General features: G+C 52.4%; 13 protein-coding genes, 1 tRNA gene and 1 pseudogene. 8 read left to right on the top strand and 7 right to left on the bottom strand.

What is annotated here, in order from left to right; all coding sequences use genetic code 11:
* Positions 1 to 16 precede the first annotated feature (16 nt).
* The 6 genes and pseudogenes from yejM to V6E55_RS10035 all read left to right on the top strand — a co-directional run bounded on the left by yejM (position 17) and on the right by V6E55_RS10035 (position 3,787).
* On the top strand, positions 17 to 1,777 hold the full coding sequence (gene yejM, locus V6E55_RS10060) for an LPS biosynthesis-modulating metalloenzyme YejM (protein ID WP_114977686.1): 1,761 nt from the start codon (positions 17 to 19) through the stop codon (positions 1,775 to 1,777).
* A 72-nt stretch (positions 1,778 to 1,849) separates the two neighbouring features.
* Positions 1,850 to 1,926: transfer RNA gene (locus tag V6E55_RS10055), tRNA-Pro, on the top strand.
* A gap of 208 nt (positions 1,927 to 2,134) precedes the next feature.
* Positions 2,135 to 2,269 (top strand): annotated as a pseudogene (locus V6E55_RS10050) (recombinase); the annotation flags it as partial.
* A gap of 211 nt (positions 2,270 to 2,480) precedes the next feature.
* The gene (locus V6E55_RS10045) at positions 2,481 to 2,873 is read left to right on the top strand and encodes a polymorphic toxin type 44 domain-containing protein (protein WP_114977685.1); all 393 of its coding nucleotides are present in this window, start codon (positions 2,481 to 2,483) and stop codon (positions 2,871 to 2,873) included.
* Complete coding sequence (locus tag V6E55_RS10040; RefSeq protein WP_236919708.1) at positions 2,851 to 3,288, top strand: hypothetical protein; 438 nt, start codon at positions 2,851 to 2,853, stop codon at positions 3,286 to 3,288. Before V6E55_RS10045 ends, V6E55_RS10040 begins: the two co-directional genes overlap by 23 nt.
* A 13-nt stretch (positions 3,289 to 3,301) precedes the next feature.
* Positions 3,302 to 3,787, top strand: coding sequence for an Hcp family type VI secretion system effector (locus V6E55_RS10035; protein ID WP_114977683.1), 486 nt, complete (start codon positions 3,302 to 3,304; stop codon positions 3,785 to 3,787).
* A 162-nt stretch (positions 3,788 to 3,949) separates the two neighbouring features.
* Here the strand turns inward: V6E55_RS10035 and V6E55_RS10030 are convergent, their stop codons facing one another.
* Positions 3,950 to 5,137, bottom strand: a complete 1,188-nt coding sequence (locus tag V6E55_RS10030) for an MFS transporter (protein WP_316942739.1) — start codon at positions 5,135 to 5,137, stop codon at positions 3,950 to 3,952.
* A gap of 124 nt (positions 5,138 to 5,261) precedes the next feature.
* Entirely contained in the window at positions 5,262 to 5,522 is a 261-nt protein-coding gene (locus V6E55_RS10025; RefSeq protein ID WP_008500962.1) for a DUF2534 family protein, read from the bottom strand.
* A gap of 208 nt (positions 5,523 to 5,730) precedes the next feature.
* Here V6E55_RS10025 and eco point away from each other — a divergent pair, with 208 nt between their 5' ends.
* Positions 5,731 to 6,234 carry a serine protease inhibitor ecotin gene (eco, locus tag V6E55_RS10020; protein WP_316942738.1) on the top strand — a complete coding sequence of 168 codons (504 nt, stop codon included), beginning with the start codon at positions 5,731 to 5,733 and terminating at the stop codon, positions 6,232 to 6,234.
* A gap of 91 nt (positions 6,235 to 6,325) precedes the next feature.
* On the opposite strand, the gene mqo is transcribed toward eco, so the two are convergent.
* Positions 6,326 to 7,975, bottom strand: a complete 1,650-nt coding sequence (gene mqo / locus V6E55_RS10015; protein WP_128347405.1) for a malate dehydrogenase (quinone) — start codon at positions 7,973 to 7,975, stop codon at positions 6,326 to 6,328.
* A gap of 187 nt (positions 7,976 to 8,162) precedes the next feature.
* Between mqo and V6E55_RS10010 the strand changes: the two genes are divergently transcribed.
* Positions 8,163 to 9,452, top strand: coding sequence for a SulP family inorganic anion transporter (locus tag V6E55_RS10010; protein ID WP_316942737.1), 1,290 nt, complete (start codon positions 8,163 to 8,165; stop codon positions 9,450 to 9,452).
* Here V6E55_RS10010 and mgtE read toward each other — a convergent pair.
* The 4 genes from mgtE to ada all read right to left on the bottom strand — a co-directional run bounded on the left by mgtE (position 9,415) and on the right by ada (position 14,431).
* The gene (mgtE, locus tag V6E55_RS10005) at positions 9,415 to 10,851 is read right to left on the bottom strand and encodes a magnesium transporter (RefSeq protein ID WP_129995308.1); all 1,437 of its coding nucleotides are present in this window, start codon (positions 10,849 to 10,851) and stop codon (positions 9,415 to 9,417) included. The two genes, V6E55_RS10010 and mgtE, sit on opposite strands and share 38 nt — an antisense overlap.
* Positions 10,852 to 11,003: 152 nt before the next feature.
* Positions 11,004 to 12,647, bottom strand: a complete 1,644-nt coding sequence (locus V6E55_RS10000) for a multidrug ABC transporter permease/ATP-binding protein (RefSeq protein WP_316942736.1) — start codon at positions 12,645 to 12,647, stop codon at positions 11,004 to 11,006.
* 75 nt (positions 12,648 to 12,722) lie between these two features.
* Positions 12,723 to 13,373 (bottom strand): DNA oxidative demethylase AlkB, encoded by a 651-nt coding sequence (alkB, locus tag V6E55_RS09995; RefSeq protein ID WP_316942748.1) that lies wholly within the window; start codon positions 13,371 to 13,373, stop codon positions 12,723 to 12,725.
* Positions 13,373 to 14,431 (bottom strand): bifunctional DNA-binding transcriptional regulator/O6-methylguanine-DNA methyltransferase Ada, encoded by a 1,059-nt coding sequence (ada, locus tag V6E55_RS09990; RefSeq protein WP_316942747.1) that lies wholly within the window; start codon positions 14,429 to 14,431, stop codon positions 13,373 to 13,375. The genes alkB and ada overlap by 1 nt, the downstream gene beginning before the upstream one ends.
* Between the last annotated feature and the right edge of the window lie 32 nt (positions 14,432 to 14,463).

Here is a 14,463-nt window from a genome sequence, read left to right as displayed (position 1 = left end):
ATACGAACAACAGTTTATGGTGACGAATCGTCAGCGCTACCGTGAAAAAGTCTCCCAGATGGTCAGCTGGGGGCACTGGTTTGCCCTGTTCAACATTCTGTTAGCGACGGTGATTGGCTGTCGTTATCTGTTTGTCGCGGACTGGCCGACAACGCTAACCGGGCGTATCTACTCCTGGATAAGTGTTGTGGGTCATTTTAGCTTTTTGGTTTTCGCCACCTATCTGCTGATCCTGTTCCCTCTGACGTTTATCGTCATGTCGCAGCGTTTGATGCGATTCTTGTCGACCATCCTTGCAACAGCAGGGATGACGCTGTTGATTATCGACAGTGAAGTGTTCACCCGCTTCCACCTCCATCTCAACCCTATCGTCTGGGAACTGGTGATTAACCCCGACCAAAACGAGACGGCCCGTGACTGGCAACTGATGTTTATCAGCGTTCCGGTCATTCTGCTGATTGAGATGCTGTTTGCTACCTGGAGCTGGCAAAAACTTCGCAGCCTGACCCGGCGGCGGCATTACGCCAAACCCGTCGCCACACTCTTTTTTGTCTCATTCATCAGTTCGCATATCATGTATATCTGGGCGGATGCGAACTTCTATCGCCCTATTACCATGCAGCGCGCTAACCTGCCGCTCTCGTATCCTATGACCGCCCGTCGTTTCCTCGAAAAACACGGTCTGCTTGATGCGCAGGAGTACCAGCGCCGTCTGATCGAACAGGGTAATCCGGAGGCGGTCAGCGTTCAGTATCCTCTGAGCGATCTGCGTTATCGCGATATGGGTCGCGGGCAAAACGTCTTGCTGATCACGGTCGATGGCCTGAACTATTCCCGTTATGAGAAGCAGATGCCTGCGCTGGCCGATTTCGCGAGTAAAAACGTCACGTTCACCCAGCATATGAGCTCTGGTAATTCTACAGATGCGGGTATCTTTGGGCTGTTCTATGGCATCTCAGCTGGATACATGGACGGCGTGCTGTCTGCCCGTACGCCTGCGGCACTGATCACCGGGCTGAATCAGCAAGGGTATCAGTTAGGGTTGTTCTCCTCTGATGGCTTTAACAGCCCGCTTTACCGCCAGGCGCTGTTGTCTGATTTCTCACTGCCGGCGGCACAAAATCAGTCCGATGCGCAGACCGCCAGCCAATGGATAAACTGGCTGCAACGCTACGCCCAGGAAGATAACCGTTGGTTCTCATGGGTTGCGTTTAACGGTACCACGCTCAACGACAGTAACCAGAATGGCTTTACGCGCCGCTACAGTCGCGCGGCCAGTGACGTTGATTCACAAATAGGCCGCGTGCTTGACGCGCTACGTGAGTCAGGCAAGCTGGACAACACCGTAGTGATCGTGACAGCGGGTCATGGCGTGCCGTTAGGTGATGAGACGAAGAGTATGAGCTGGTCTCGTCCGAATCTGCAGGTTCCGCTGGTGATCCACTGGCCAGGCACGCCGGCTCAGCGCATTACTACGCTCACCGAGCATAAAGACGTGATGACCACGCTGATGCAACGCCTGCTGCATGTCAGCACGCCAGCGAACGAATATTCGCAGGGGCAGGATCTCTTCAGTGCTGCGCGCCGCCATAGCTGGGTCACGGCTGCCGGGAATAACACCCTGGTGGTGACCACGCCTAAGCTGACGCTGGTGCTGAACAGCAACGGAAATTATCAGACGTATAACCTGCAGGGCGAACGGTTGAAAGACCAGAAGCCGCAGTTAAGCCTGCTGCTGCAGGTCCTGACGGATGAGAAGCGCTTCATCGCTAACTGATTAATAATAAACCAGTTAGCGACAGATTCCCTTGCATTCAAAACGGAATCGAGTAGTATTCTTTTCATGCGTCGGCACGTAGCGCAGCCTGGTAGCGCACCGTCATGGGGTGTCGGGGGTCGGAGGTTCAAATCCTCTCGTGCCGACCAAAAACATATTGAAAACCAGCCGCTTATGGCTGGTTTTTTTATGGCTAAATTTTGTGTGGGGGAATAATGGGGGAAAAAACCGATATTTACATGCTACATAACTGGTTTCTTCCGTCCATGTTTACCAGCAACCTATCCCTTCTTTCTGAATTCAAGCTGATGTTAATAACGGCCCAGCCACATGAAGTTTCAATCGCCCGACAGTTGAATTGATGACAGTCGAGATAATGTTGCTAGTCCGTAAGTAGTTCACGAGAGACCAGAACGGCAGGTAAAACGGAGTAAAGAGGTCTCACATCCCACACATATAGCACCAGATTATTTAATTCGAGCATTCACTTCATTCATAAGACGGTGACCAAAGACCGCCTTTGCTATCAGGTTGCGCTATGTGTCGAAAATTTCAGGGGCTACGCACTGTAGAAAATCTAAAATAATCGATTGCCTTTACTTAAAACGCTCTGATTTTTAAGAATTTTTCAAGACATATTATCTCCACTTTCTGATTGTATTAAGCGTATGATTGTTAATCACTTATAAATTAAAGGGTTAACATGGCTGTTATACCTTTCCTCCCTCAACAGGGAATAGGGTTAGTTTTAGACCATATGCGCATTGCTCGCGCTCACGGCATGTCCAGAGATATGGCTAACCCAATGACTTATAAATGGTTTTACTATCAGGTTAGAAATCGTGGGCCGTGGGATTATAAGCAACATCACCCTGAACTAGAAAATTTTGGTAACTTTCACTATGGGGCTATTGGTTATGCTGCCGGGATACCTGCCGAAATTCTTTTAATGGGTGCTGGATTTGCTCAGGAACATGCAGGAACTAGCCGAAAGGAATGGGGTCATTGGTATCAGCAAGCACCACACGGTGATGACCCACATGATCAGTTCTGGATAAGACAAGGTATCGATTATGCAAGAAAGATCGGTTATTAAAACCCTTCACTGTATGCTGACAGCCGCCCTACTCCTGATAGTTGGTGGTTATTGTGTATATCAATATTGGTTCAATCTCCCACCGAAAGATGTTTTTGTGAGTAAGCAAAAGCTATCTGATAGCGTTTGGTTGTACGTCACAAAGTACGATGAAGGTAACGCCACTGTGTCGGATTTTTACCGCTTCTATCTTGATAAAGATGAAGGCGATTCCGATGTTATGGAGGCACTTAAAAAACGGACTCCATTCATGGAAGCAAAAACCAACTCATATACGGCCACAGGTTACGGAAACACTGTAAACCTGAAAGTAAACGGGAAAATTTATAACTTCACAAATTCAGATTTGTTCTACACAGACGGGATCGCTGTGATACCCGTTATCAACCTCATAGCCAACGGCACGCGAGACTAAAGGAGTTAGATAAATGGCTGTACCAGTTCACCTATTTTTGAAAGATGACGGCGGAGCTATGATCCGTGGTGGTTCAGATGTTGAAGGCCGTGAAGGAAGTATTGAGCTTAGGGATCTGATTCATAATCTCTGCATCCCAACGGACGGGGCAACAGGTAAGCTAACCGGAACTCGTAAACATTCCGCTTTCAGCCTGACTAAAGCAATTGATTCTGCATCCCCCTACCTTTACAAAGCCGTTGCCACTGGTCAGACACTGCAAAGCGCTGAATTTAAGTTTTACCATATCAACGATGCAGGTCAGGAAGTTGAATATTTCAATATAAAAATGGAAAGAGTAAAAGTTATTTCCATCACTCCAGTAATGCACGACACAAGAGATTGCCCCGGTACTGGTCACATGGAAAATGTGCAACTACGTTATGAAAAAATCACCTGGCTTTATAAAGATGGGAACATCCAATATACAGACGCATGGAACGAACGCCCAACAGCTTAAACGTTAAATGATTGGCAATTAAGAAAAGTAAATAAAGGGGCATCGAGCCTAATGCCAGTCACCTAAGGTGACCAGCATTGTTTTAAAGAGTATTTTGATTTCTTCGGCCTGATTTCCCTTTTATCTTCCTGGTGGTAGTGTCAGCACCTGATAGCTGTTTTTTTATTGCGCCTCGCCCGGTGTTTTATGCAGATACGCCAGCGTAACCAGACAAATTACCGCCCCGGCATAAAACGTGTATTGTGCGCCAAACATTTCCCAGATCGCTCCGGCGCTCACGCTGGCGATTAACAATCCCACGCCACTGACCAGGCTAAAAATACCAAAAGCCGTACCTCGCAGATCGGCCGGAGCGGTTTTAGCAACCATTGCCGCCAGCAGCCCTTGAGTCATTCCCATATGAACGCCCCACAATGCGACACCGAGAATAATACCGATCCAGTGGCTACTCAGCGCCAGAACGACATCTGCGCTAATCAACACCATTAACCCCCACTGCAGCAGTCGGGTGTGGCTCATGCCATCAGAAAGTTTGCCAAAGGGATAGGCCGAGAGTGAATAGAGAACGTTCATTACCACCATCACCAGCGGAATAAAAGCCAGGGGAACACCCGACTGTTGCGCGCGAAGCACAAGAAAAGCCTCGCTGAATCGGGCCAGAGTAAACACCGCGCCAAGGCCAATCACCCACCAGCACGCTTTCCCCAGGCGCTTTAAATTCGCTCTTTTAATGGGGCTAGTACGTTTGTGCTCGACAGGGGTTTTCGGTTCCTGCAGACCAAAATAAAGCAGTGCAACTGAAAGCAGGCCGGGGATGAGCGCTATCCAGAAAACGGTGCGAAAGTCATTGTCCAGCAATAACATCAAACTCACCGCCAGTAATGGTCCGAGAAAGGCTCCTGTGGTATCCATCGACTGACGCAGGCCATATGCCGCACCACGCATTTCCGGTGGTGTGACGTCTGCAACCAGTGCGTCACGTGGTGCACCCCGGATCCCCTTCCCCGTTCGGTCCATCAGACGTGCACCTAAAACCATACCTGAAGAAGAAGCCAAAGCGAAAAGGGGTTTGCTTAACGCGCCCAGGCCATATCCCAACAGTGCCAGACCTTTGCGCTGACCAAGATAATCGCTTATCGCCCCCGAAAAGACCTTAATAAAGAGAGCGGTTGCCTCCGCCAGCCCTTCAATCAGACCGATGAATAGCACGCTGGTCCCGAGTGTGGTCATCATAAAAAGAGGGAGCAGGCTGTGAATACTCTCTGAAGAGATGTCCATCAGCATACTGACGCCCCCCACAACCCAGACACCTTTTGGGATCTGGCTGAGTACTGGAAATCTGGAAAGCATGCGCGACTCCTGCTTTAAAAACAGTTGCCTGAATGTTTACAGAATAGGATATGGCGGATTAAAAAACCTGAGGGGGAATTAAGGGATCATAAAAAAGCCAACCCTGAGGCTGGCTCATGAAGGCTTAGTGCTTTTCGCGTCCACCCAGGAAGAAAATACCCAGCGGGATGGCCAGCAGCACGGTGAACACCAGGCTGTAGACAAAGATCATCGCTGATTGCAGGACATACATGCTGGTCGTCCAGGCTGAGAGGGGGATGTTGTACTGTTCGATAACGCCAACAATGGTTGCCCGCCCAACGCACGCGGCAGCAATCATAAACACTACCAGTAGCGCCAGGAGGAACTTACGGCCTTCAGGTGTTTTAAGTTTTGCACGAACCATCTCACTTCCCTTTACAGATGAATAACATTATAGGGCCCTTAAAATAACACGAACTATCACCAGACTCCACACCAGTACAAACGACCATTAAAACAGCAAAAATAAAGTTTATATCACTAAGAATATTGAAAATGTAAGTAAATCAAGCCAATCATTCATGAGCGCTATGCTAATCTGTTCAGGATCGTTTTGACATAAAGGAATGACAATGAAAAACGCACCTAAATTTGCCATCGCTCTGATCGCCGCCGCGTGCGTCAGCACCAGCGCTTTTGCCAGCGAACCCCCAAAAGAGCAGCCGCTGGAAAAAGTTGCCCCATATCCGAAAGCGGACAAAGGGATGAAGCGCCAGGTGATTCAATTACCGGCTCAGCAGGATGAAGCAAATTTCAAAGTGGAGCTGTTAATTGGCAAAACGCTGGAAGTGGATTGCAACCAGCACCGTCTGGGTGGTCAACTGGAAAGTAAAACGCTTGAAGGCTGGGGTTATGACTATTATGTCTTCGACAAAGTCACCTCTCCGGTCTCTACCATGATGGCCTGCCCGGATGGCAAGAAAGAGAAGAAATTTGTGACGGCGTATCTGGGTGACAAAAGTCTGCTGCGCTACAACAGCAAGCTGCCAATCGTGATCTATACACCGGACAACGTGGAAGTGAAGTATCGCGTCTGGAAGGCAGATGAGAATGTCGGACAAGCGGTAGCACGTTGAAAAAAGTCGGGTGACGGCTTCGCCTTACCCGACCTATAAAACAACGTCGAACGTAGGCCGGGTAAGCGTTAGCGCCACCCGGTTTTTTTATTTACAGCGCGATATCCGCAACCGGTTTGTTTTCCGCCTGAGGTTTAAGCTCCGCTTTTGGCGCAGCATCAGCAGCCTGCGGCTTGACGTATTGCAGTTGCAGTACACGGCTGGTGTATTCCAGCTCCTGCTCCGTTGCCTCCACGTTACCGTTCAGCTTTGTACCGTAGGATGGAATAATGGTTTTCAGCTTAGCCTGCCATTCCGGGCTGGACACTTTATCTTTAAACACTTTTTCCATCAGGTGCAGCATGATTGGCGCAGCGGTAGATGCACCTGGTGATGCCCCCAGCAGCGCAGCAATTGTGCCATCCTTATCACTCACCACTTCAGTACCCAGGCGCAGCACACCACCCTCTTTCGGGTCGCGCTTGATGATCTGCACACGCTGACCCGCCTGCCACAGACGCCAGTCTTCTTTCTTCGCCTCCGGGTAGTACTCTTTCAGCGCTTCGAAACGATCGTCGTCAGAGAGCATCACCTGGCTAATCAGGTATTTCACCAGGTCGAAGTTATCCAGCCCCACATCCATCATTGGCTTAACGTTAGAGGTGGTGGTTGCACTGAGCAGATCCCACAGGGAGCCGTTTTTCAGGAACTTAGTGGAGAAGGTCGCGAACGGCCCGAACAGCACCACGCGTTTACCATCAAGCATACGGGTGTCGATGTGCGGAACTGACATTGGCGGCGCACCAACAGAAGCCTGACCGTACACTTTCGCCAGATGGCGATTCACCACTTCCGGGTTTTCGGACACCAGGAACTGGCCGCCGACCGGGAAACCGGCATAATCGTCAGCTTCAGGAATACCGGATTCCTGCAGCAGTTTCAGCGCCGCGCCACCCGCACCAATAAAGACAAACTTCGCCTTGATGACGTGCTCGGCTTCGTTGTTTTTCAGGTCAGCAACGGTCACGCTCCAGCTGTTATCCGCGTTGCGCTTAAAGCCACGCACTTCGGTGCTGAGTTGCAGATTGAAGTTCTCTTTTTTCTTCAGAGACGTCACCAGCTGGCGGGTAATTTCACCGTAGTTAACGTCAGTACCAATTTCAGTACGGGTTGCCGCTACTTTCTGGTTCGGGTCACGACCTTCCATAACCAGCGGGGCCCACTCTTTGATCTGAGCGTGGTCTTCAGAGTATTTCATACCGCGGAACAGCGTGCTCTGCTGCAGAGCAGCGTAACGCGCGCGCAGGAAGTTGACGTTCTGCTCGCCCCACACAAAGCTCATATGCGGCACGGTGTTAATGAAGGAGTGCGGGTCATGCATCACACCGCTGTTGACCTGGTGAGACCAGAACTGGCGTGAAATCTGGAATGCTTCGTTGATCTCTACCGCCTTCTCGATACTAATGGAACCGTCCTTTTTCTGCGGCGTATAGTTCAGTTCCATGAGTGCCGAATGTCCCGTGCCGGCGTTGTTCCAGCCGTTCGAGCTCTCCTGTGCCACGCCATCGAGGCGTTCGACCATGGTCATTGACCAGTCAGGCTGCAGTTCCTGCAGATAGGTTCCCAGCGTGGCGCTCATGATACCGCCACCAATTAAAAGGACGTCCGTTTCCTGCTCTTTTGGTGCGTCAGCTTTCGCCGCCATTGAGACGGTGTTAAGCCCCACGGCCAGAGAAAAGAGCATGGCAGTCATTTTTTTCATAATTTATGCCTTAGTGTAAAAGTGCTTGATGCGTGGAAATTGCAGGTGAAAAAAGCTGCGGGGGAACGGTAACAACTTTTAAATATTGTTTAAAGGTTACGAAATTATTGTAATTGTGAAATTTAATGATGGATTGTTTGTGGGGAATTACGCAGGCTGCTGGTAATAGCGAGATTTTCTGGCTACTATGCCGAACTTTGTGATCGCACGCACGGAAGCCTGCTCCAACCAGCGAATTGTTATGTCCTTACCCCATTCTGCTTTGCCCCGCGAAGTCCATGTCACCGCGGTCCTCGGTTCGCCTAAGCTTTTGATGCGTGAAACGCTTGCGGGCGTGATTACCGCTCTGGCACTGATCCCTGAAGTCATTTCGTTTTCCGTGGTCGCAGGTGTTGACCCGAAAGTCAGCCTGTTTGCCTCTGTGGTGCTGTGTCTTGCCCTGTCCGTGCTGGGCGGTCGTCCGGCGATGGTGACGGCGGCGGCCGGTTCCGTCGCACTGGTCATTGGTCCGATGGTGCATCAGCACGGCGTGCAGTACATTTTGCCGGCAGTGCTGATGGCAGGCGTGATTCAGATCCTGTTTGGGGTATCGGGCATGGCGCGTCTGATGCGCTTTATACCTCAGGCCGTGATGACCGGGTTTGTTAACGCGCTCGGTATGTTGATTTTCTTCGCCCAGGTTCCCCACTTCTGGAGCCGCAGCCCGCTGATTGTCGGCCTGTTCGTGCTGACGCTGCTGATAGTGCTGTGGGTGCCGCGCTATATCAAAAGTGTCCCTTCCCCACTGATTGCCATTGTCGTGTTAACCCTGTTTACCGTGACCACCGGACAGATCCTGCCGACGGTCGGCGATGAAGGTTCCACGAATGGCGGTTTGCCGGGGCTTACCGAGCTGCTGGTACCGATGAATTTGCAAACGCTGAGTATTATCTGGCCGTGTGCCTTGAGCATCGCCTTCGTCGGCCTGCTGGAATCTCTGCTGACGGCAAAACTGGTGGATGAGCTGACCGCAACACCGTCGAGCAAACGCCGTGAGAGCATCGGGCTGGGTGTGGGTAATATTCTGTCTGGCTTTTATGGTGGTATTGCGGGCTGCGCAATGATCGGACAAACCATTGTTAACGTTGAGATGGGGAAAGGACGAAGCCGTATTTCAACCATTGCGGCGGGGATCGTGCTGCTGATCCTCGTAACTGCCCTCAGTGAAGTGATGGCCAAAATCCCGATGGTGGTGCTGGCCGGGATCATGGCGATTGTCGCCTTCAAAACCTTCAGCTGGCATAGCCTTCAGCCTGCAACCGTAAAAAATGCCCCCATTGCAGAAACGGTGGTAATGCTGGTGACCGTTGCGGCAACGGTTTCAACCGGTAACCTGGCGGTTGGTGTACTGGGCGGGATTATCATCATGGCACTGCTTCCTGCCCGTATTAAGGGTCGGATTAAAGAAGAAAAATCGTCGCCAGCCCAAGAAAAATAAAGAAGCCACCGGTATCGGTGATAGCGGTGATCATCACGCTCGACCCCACTGCGGGGTCGCGCCCCAGTTTGGTCATCGTCAGAGGGATAATCACCCCCATCATTGATGCCACCAGCAGGTTTAATACCATCGCCAGCATCATCACGCCGCCTAACGCCATATCGTCGTACAGCCACCAGGTAATACCGCCCATAATGCCGCCCCATACCAGGCCGTTAATCAGCGCAACACCCATTTCTCTTAAGATCAGGAAAGTAAAATTGCCAGGCTGAATATTCTCCAGCGCCAGCGCGCGGACGATCATGGTAATAGTCTGGTTTCCGGTGTTGCCGCCAATCCCGGCCACAATCGGCATCAGCGACGCTAGCGCGACTAATTGAGAAATAGTGTGTTCAAAACCATCAATCACGCGGGAAGCGATAAACGCAGTACACAGGTTAATGGCAAGCCACGCCCAGCGGGTTTTGACGGCCTTGCCAACGGATGCATGGACGTCGTCTTCCGCGCTGAGCCCGCCGAGAGCACGTAAATCGTTATCAGTTTCTTCGTAAACCACATCAACGATCTCATCAATGGTCAGACGCCCCATCAGCTTGCCGACAGAATCGACTACCGCCGCACTCACAAGGTCGTCACGTTCGAAGGTACGCGCCGCTTTTTCAGCATCGTCTTCCGGAGAGAAGACCATCGGCTCGGTCTCCATCACTTCACTCACCCGCCGTTGAGTACTGTTGAGCAGGATCGTTTTCAACTCCAGCTCACCGAGCAACGTTTTATCCCGCGAGGTCACAAACAGTTTATCGGTGTTGTCCGGCATACTACCGAGGCGGCGCAGGTAGCGCTGGACGGTACCAAGCGTAACGTCCGGGCGTACCGTGATAACGCCAAACTCCATGATCGCGCCAACGCTGTGTTTCTCGTAGTGCATCACCTGACGCACACGTGCCCGCTCCTCGGCTGGCAGAGAGGCCAGCAGGCGGCCGGTCAGGTTACGCGGCAGGTGTTGAACAAGGTAAATCTGTTCGTCGATATCCAGTGTTTTCAGCGCATCAAGAATATCCCGGTCGCTCATCTCATCGATAAGGTCATCCCAGACGTTTTCCGAGGCTTCAAGCAGCACCTGGCCACGCTCGTGATCCTGCACCAAACGCCACAACGCATGGCGCTCTTCTGAAGGGAGCGCTTCAAGAGTATCGGCCAGGTCAGGCGGGGGTAAGTGGGCAACCAGCGCACCTACCTCAGCAATATCGTCGGCTAAGGTGCCGACATCATATTGCTCAGCCAGGGTCAGTTTGCCCAATAACGCAGAAGTGACCGCTTTATCGGTCGTGAGAAGCCAGATCAGTCGCGCGCGTTCCTGGTCACGCTGTCTGGCGCTGTTTTTCGTTAATACCGACATCAATCATAAATCCATGAAATAAGTTGGTATTAAGCATAGCGCGGGGATATGTAAATAAGAATAAACAACGGGGCGGGACGGGTAAAAAAACAGCGAGGGTGGTTAAAAAAGTAGGCCGGGTAAGGCGAAGCCGCCACCCGGCACAATCACACTCAGGCCGTGCGCGCCACCGCGTCACGCGACGCCGCATCTCGCTCTTCACCGGTCAGCTCGCTCAGCTTGCCGTCGCGCATCTCCAGCAGACGGTCGGCGTGAATGAAGTAGTGATCGTCGTGGCTGATGGCGAAAATGGTTTTGCCCATCTCCTGCATCAGCGGCAGCAGAACCTGATAAAACTCGCGGCGGAAATGCGGATCCTGATCCGCAGCCCACTCATCCAGCAGGATAATGTCGCGCTCTTCCGCCAGTGCCAGCAGCAGCGCCACACGTTTTTTCTGCCCTTTAGAGAATTTCAGGTTGAGGATCTTCCCGTCCTGTAGCTCCAGCTTGTGCGACATCTGCAACTGCGCCAGCCATTTCTCCACCAGCGCAGGATTGGCCTGTTGCCCTTCAGGCCCAAGCAGTTGTTCAAACAACCAGACATCGGTGAACACCGCCGAGAAAAGCTTGCGGTAATCTTCCGGTTTCTCGGCGTTCAACGTCCTACCGTCCAGCAAAATCTCACCCGATTGCGGCTGATAGAGCCCGGTCAGCAACATTGCCAGCGTCGATTTACCGCTGCCGTTGCCGCCAATCAGGAACAGCAGCTCGCCACGATGTATCGTCAGGTTGACCGGCCCTATGGAGAAGGCGTTGTCCTGATAGCGGAACGTAACGTTACGCAGCTCCAGCGTTTGCCAGTTGGGGAACGCCTGCGGGCGCGGGAATTCAGCTTTGAACGGTGCAAGGTCGAATTTTTTGAGTTTATTAAACGCAACTTGCGCACTCAGCAAGGTAGGCAGTGCGCCGACAGCGGAGAGCAGCGGCGTGCGCAAAAACAGCAGCGTCAGCGAGTAGGTGGCCGCCACGTTGGTGTCCGCCCAGCCCAGGCTGTTCGCCATCCAGAATACCAGGCCAATGGCACCCAGCATCATAATGTTTGACCAGTTCACCGCGCTAAGGTGGAAGGTATCGGCGCGAATGATATGGTGCCGATATTCGCGCGCATCCGGGATGTAGAGATGGTTAAAGATATGCTCGGCGCGCTCGCGGTTCAGCGTCAGCTCTTTACGCCCTTCCAGCACCGTCTGGTAATCGTTATAGAGCTTATCTTCGGTTTCGCGCAGTACCGCCATGTGTTTATAGACCCGTGACACCAGCACAAAACCGCCCCAGATGGTAATGGCTATCCACAGAGCGGTCACTGCCAGCATTTTGCTGGAGAGCCAGGCGAGATAGGCCGCAGAGCCAAAGGTCAGAATGATCCCCTGGACCAGTTCCGGTAAACGGACGAATGCAATAGTGATGGCACGCACATCGCTGGTCAGTCCCGCCAGCAGAGAAGCACTTCCGAGCTGCTCCACGCGCTCAACCTGCGTGTCGAGGATCCGCTTGATAAATTCACTGCGTAAACGAAAAACGAAATGGTGCCCAAGCGCAGTCAGCGCCAGCTGAGAGCCGAGCGTGACCACCATCAACAACAGCAACAGACCAAGAAACTCCGGCAAAACGGAGAGTGACGTGTCGACCATTTCAATCAGACGTACGTTAATAAACGCGATCAGGCCAATACCCAATGCGGCACTGGCAAGGCTTAACGCCATTACTGCAATGAAGGGCCAGCGATACTGACGCCAGACAAGAAGAAGTAGTTGCATGCAGGCAATCCGGACAATAAAAATCAGCCAGCAGTGTAAACTGCCCTGCGTGTACATCAAGAATAATTCTTATTTTTATTTACTCACGCCTGCCTGGCGAAAAGTCAGGTTATATCGGTACTCGCCAGTCAATGGGTGGACCCCGGGTTTCAGAGGCTGAATGCCGTGATAATAGAGCCGCGACTCCCTGCCCCACACCACCACATCGCCATGCTCCAGCATCAGGCGCTTGAGCGGGTCGTTGCGGCGTAACCCGCCGAACTGGAAGACGGCAGGTAGCCCCAGGGAGACGGATACGATAGGTGCGCGCAAGTCAGGTTCATCCTTGTCCTGATGCAACGAGAGTTTCGCACCTGCGGCGTAGCGGTTGATCAGACAGGCATCCGGACGGAAGCCTGGATAATTCGCAGCCACGGCGGCCTCGTGGCAGAGAGACTGAAAAACAGCAGGTATGGGAGGCCACGGCTGACCGGTTAAAGGATCGACAGGGGCATACAAATAGCCCCGTTCGTTCGTCGCCCAACCGAGTTCTCCGCAGTTGGCCATTGCCACCGACATGGTGTAGCCTCCCGGCGTCACCATATGGCGAAACGGTGAAACGGCCGTCACCTCTTCGATACCGGCAAGCAGCGCCGCCGCACGTGAAAGTGCAAAGCGGCGGAGGATCACCGCGCCCGGAGCAAGTGGTTCCTGCCAGGGTTCAGCATCCGCAAAAAGATCGAGCATCATCCCTCCTGGTGTTCCGCCTCACGTTTCAGTAATAACGCTTTTCGTTCCGTTCCCCATCGGTAACCCGATAGCGCACCATCATTGCGAACAACGCGATGGCAGGGGATCACTATCGCCAGTTTGTTTGCAGCACAGGCTCCGGCAACGGCACGTACGGCATTGGGTTTACCAATTGCTTTTGCCACCTGCTGATAACTTGCCGTTTCACCGCAGGGAATGTCGCGAAGGGCCTGCCAGACGCGCTGCTGGAAAGCGGTTCCACGTATATCCAGCGGCAGTGACAGCGGCACTGCACGGTTATCAATACTGGCGATAACCTGATGGGCTCGTAGCGCAAAATCGTCTTCCAGCGGTACGCGTTCTGCTTTTGGAAACAGCGTAGCAAGCTCTTCGGTTAATTCTGTATCGTTGTCCCCCAGCAGTATCGCGCAGATCCCTCGCTCACTTTCAGCAACCAGACAGCGTCCTAACGAACAGTCGTCGATGGCATAACGCACAGCCACATCGCCTTTACGGTACTGCTTCGCTGTCATCCCCAGCGCATCATTGGCTTTACGATAATAACTGCTGCTATCAGGAAACCCTGCCGCCAGCACGGCGTCGGTAATGTTGTCTCCCTGCGCAAGTGCCGTGCGCAAGCGCTGTCCCCGTGCCGCCTGCTGCCAGGCTTTTGGCGTCATACCCGTCACGGATTTAAACAGACGATGGAAATGGAAAGGACTCATGGCAACCTGGTTCGCCAGCTTTTCCAGTGTCAGGGTGGGATCCTGCTCCAGAAGGCGACAGGCGTGCTCTATTTTTGCCAGCTTCAGTTCCTGCGGATTGCCTTTGTCCGGCATACAGCGTTTGCATGGGCGAAACCCTGCCTGAATGGCATGGTGGACATCAGCATAAAAGCTGACATTTTTACGCAGCGCGTGGCGGGCACGGCAGGACGGACGACACACGATCCCCGTGGTCTGCACGGCAAAGACAAACTGTTCGTCAGCGCGTGGATCGCGGGCCAGCACGGCCTGCCAGCGATCTTCATCGGTAATAAAGGTCGGGTTTTTCATCATCAACTCCTCTTACAAGCATACATACAGCG

It is taken from the genome of Enterobacter sp. 342 (genome assembly GCF_036663495.1).
Lineage (GTDB): Bacteria > Pseudomonadota > Gammaproteobacteria > Enterobacterales > Enterobacteriaceae > Enterobacter.
The sequence above is the reverse complement of the archived record's forward strand: the minus strand, read 5'-3'. Positions and strand labels throughout refer to the sequence as shown.

What these genes read in the sequence shown, in the direction of transcription:
- yejM (WP_114977686.1), top strand. Translation starts at nt 17, where the DNA reads ATGGTGACGAATCGTCAGCGCTACCGTGAAAAAGTCTCCCAGATGGTC.
- V6E55_RS10045 (WP_114977685.1), top strand. Translation starts at nt 2,481, where the DNA reads ATGGCTGTTATACCTTTCCTCCCTCAACAGGGAATAGGGTTAGTTTTA.
- V6E55_RS10040 (WP_236919708.1), top strand. Translation starts at nt 2,851, where the DNA reads ATGCAAGAAAGATCGGTTATTAAAACCCTTCACTGTATGCTGACAGCC.
- V6E55_RS10035 (WP_114977683.1), top strand. Translation starts at nt 3,302, where the DNA reads ATGGCTGTACCAGTTCACCTATTTTTGAAAGATGACGGCGGAGCTATG.
- V6E55_RS10030 (WP_316942739.1), bottom strand. Translation starts at nt 5,137, where the DNA reads ATGCTTTCCAGATTTCCAGTACTCAGCCAGATCCCAAAAGGTGTCTGG.
- V6E55_RS10025 (WP_008500962.1), bottom strand. Translation starts at nt 5,522, where the DNA reads ATGGTTCGTGCAAAACTTAAAACACCTGAAGGCCGTAAGTTCCTCCTG.
- eco (WP_316942738.1), top strand. Translation starts at nt 5,731, where the DNA reads ATGAAAAACGCACCTAAATTTGCCATCGCTCTGATCGCCGCCGCGTGC.
- mqo (WP_128347405.1), bottom strand. Translation starts at nt 7,975, where the DNA reads ATGAAAAAAATGACTGCCATGCTCTTTTCTCTGGCCGTGGGGCTTAAC.
- V6E55_RS10010 (WP_316942737.1), top strand. Translation starts at nt 8,163, where the DNA reads ATGCCGAACTTTGTGATCGCACGCACGGAAGCCTGCTCCAACCAGCGA.
- mgtE (WP_129995308.1), bottom strand. Translation starts at nt 10,851, where the DNA reads ATGTCGGTATTAACGAAAAACAGCGCCAGACAGCGTGACCAGGAACGC.
- V6E55_RS10000 (WP_316942736.1), bottom strand. Translation starts at nt 12,647, where the DNA reads ATGCAACTACTTCTTCTTGTCTGGCGTCAGTATCGCTGGCCCTTCATT.
- alkB (WP_316942748.1), bottom strand. Translation starts at nt 13,373, where the DNA reads ATGCTCGATCTTTTTGCGGATGCTGAACCCTGGCAGGAACCACTTGCT.
- ada (WP_316942747.1), bottom strand. Translation starts at nt 14,431, where the DNA reads ATGAAAAACCCGACCTTTATTACCGATGAAGATCGCTGGCAGGCCGTG.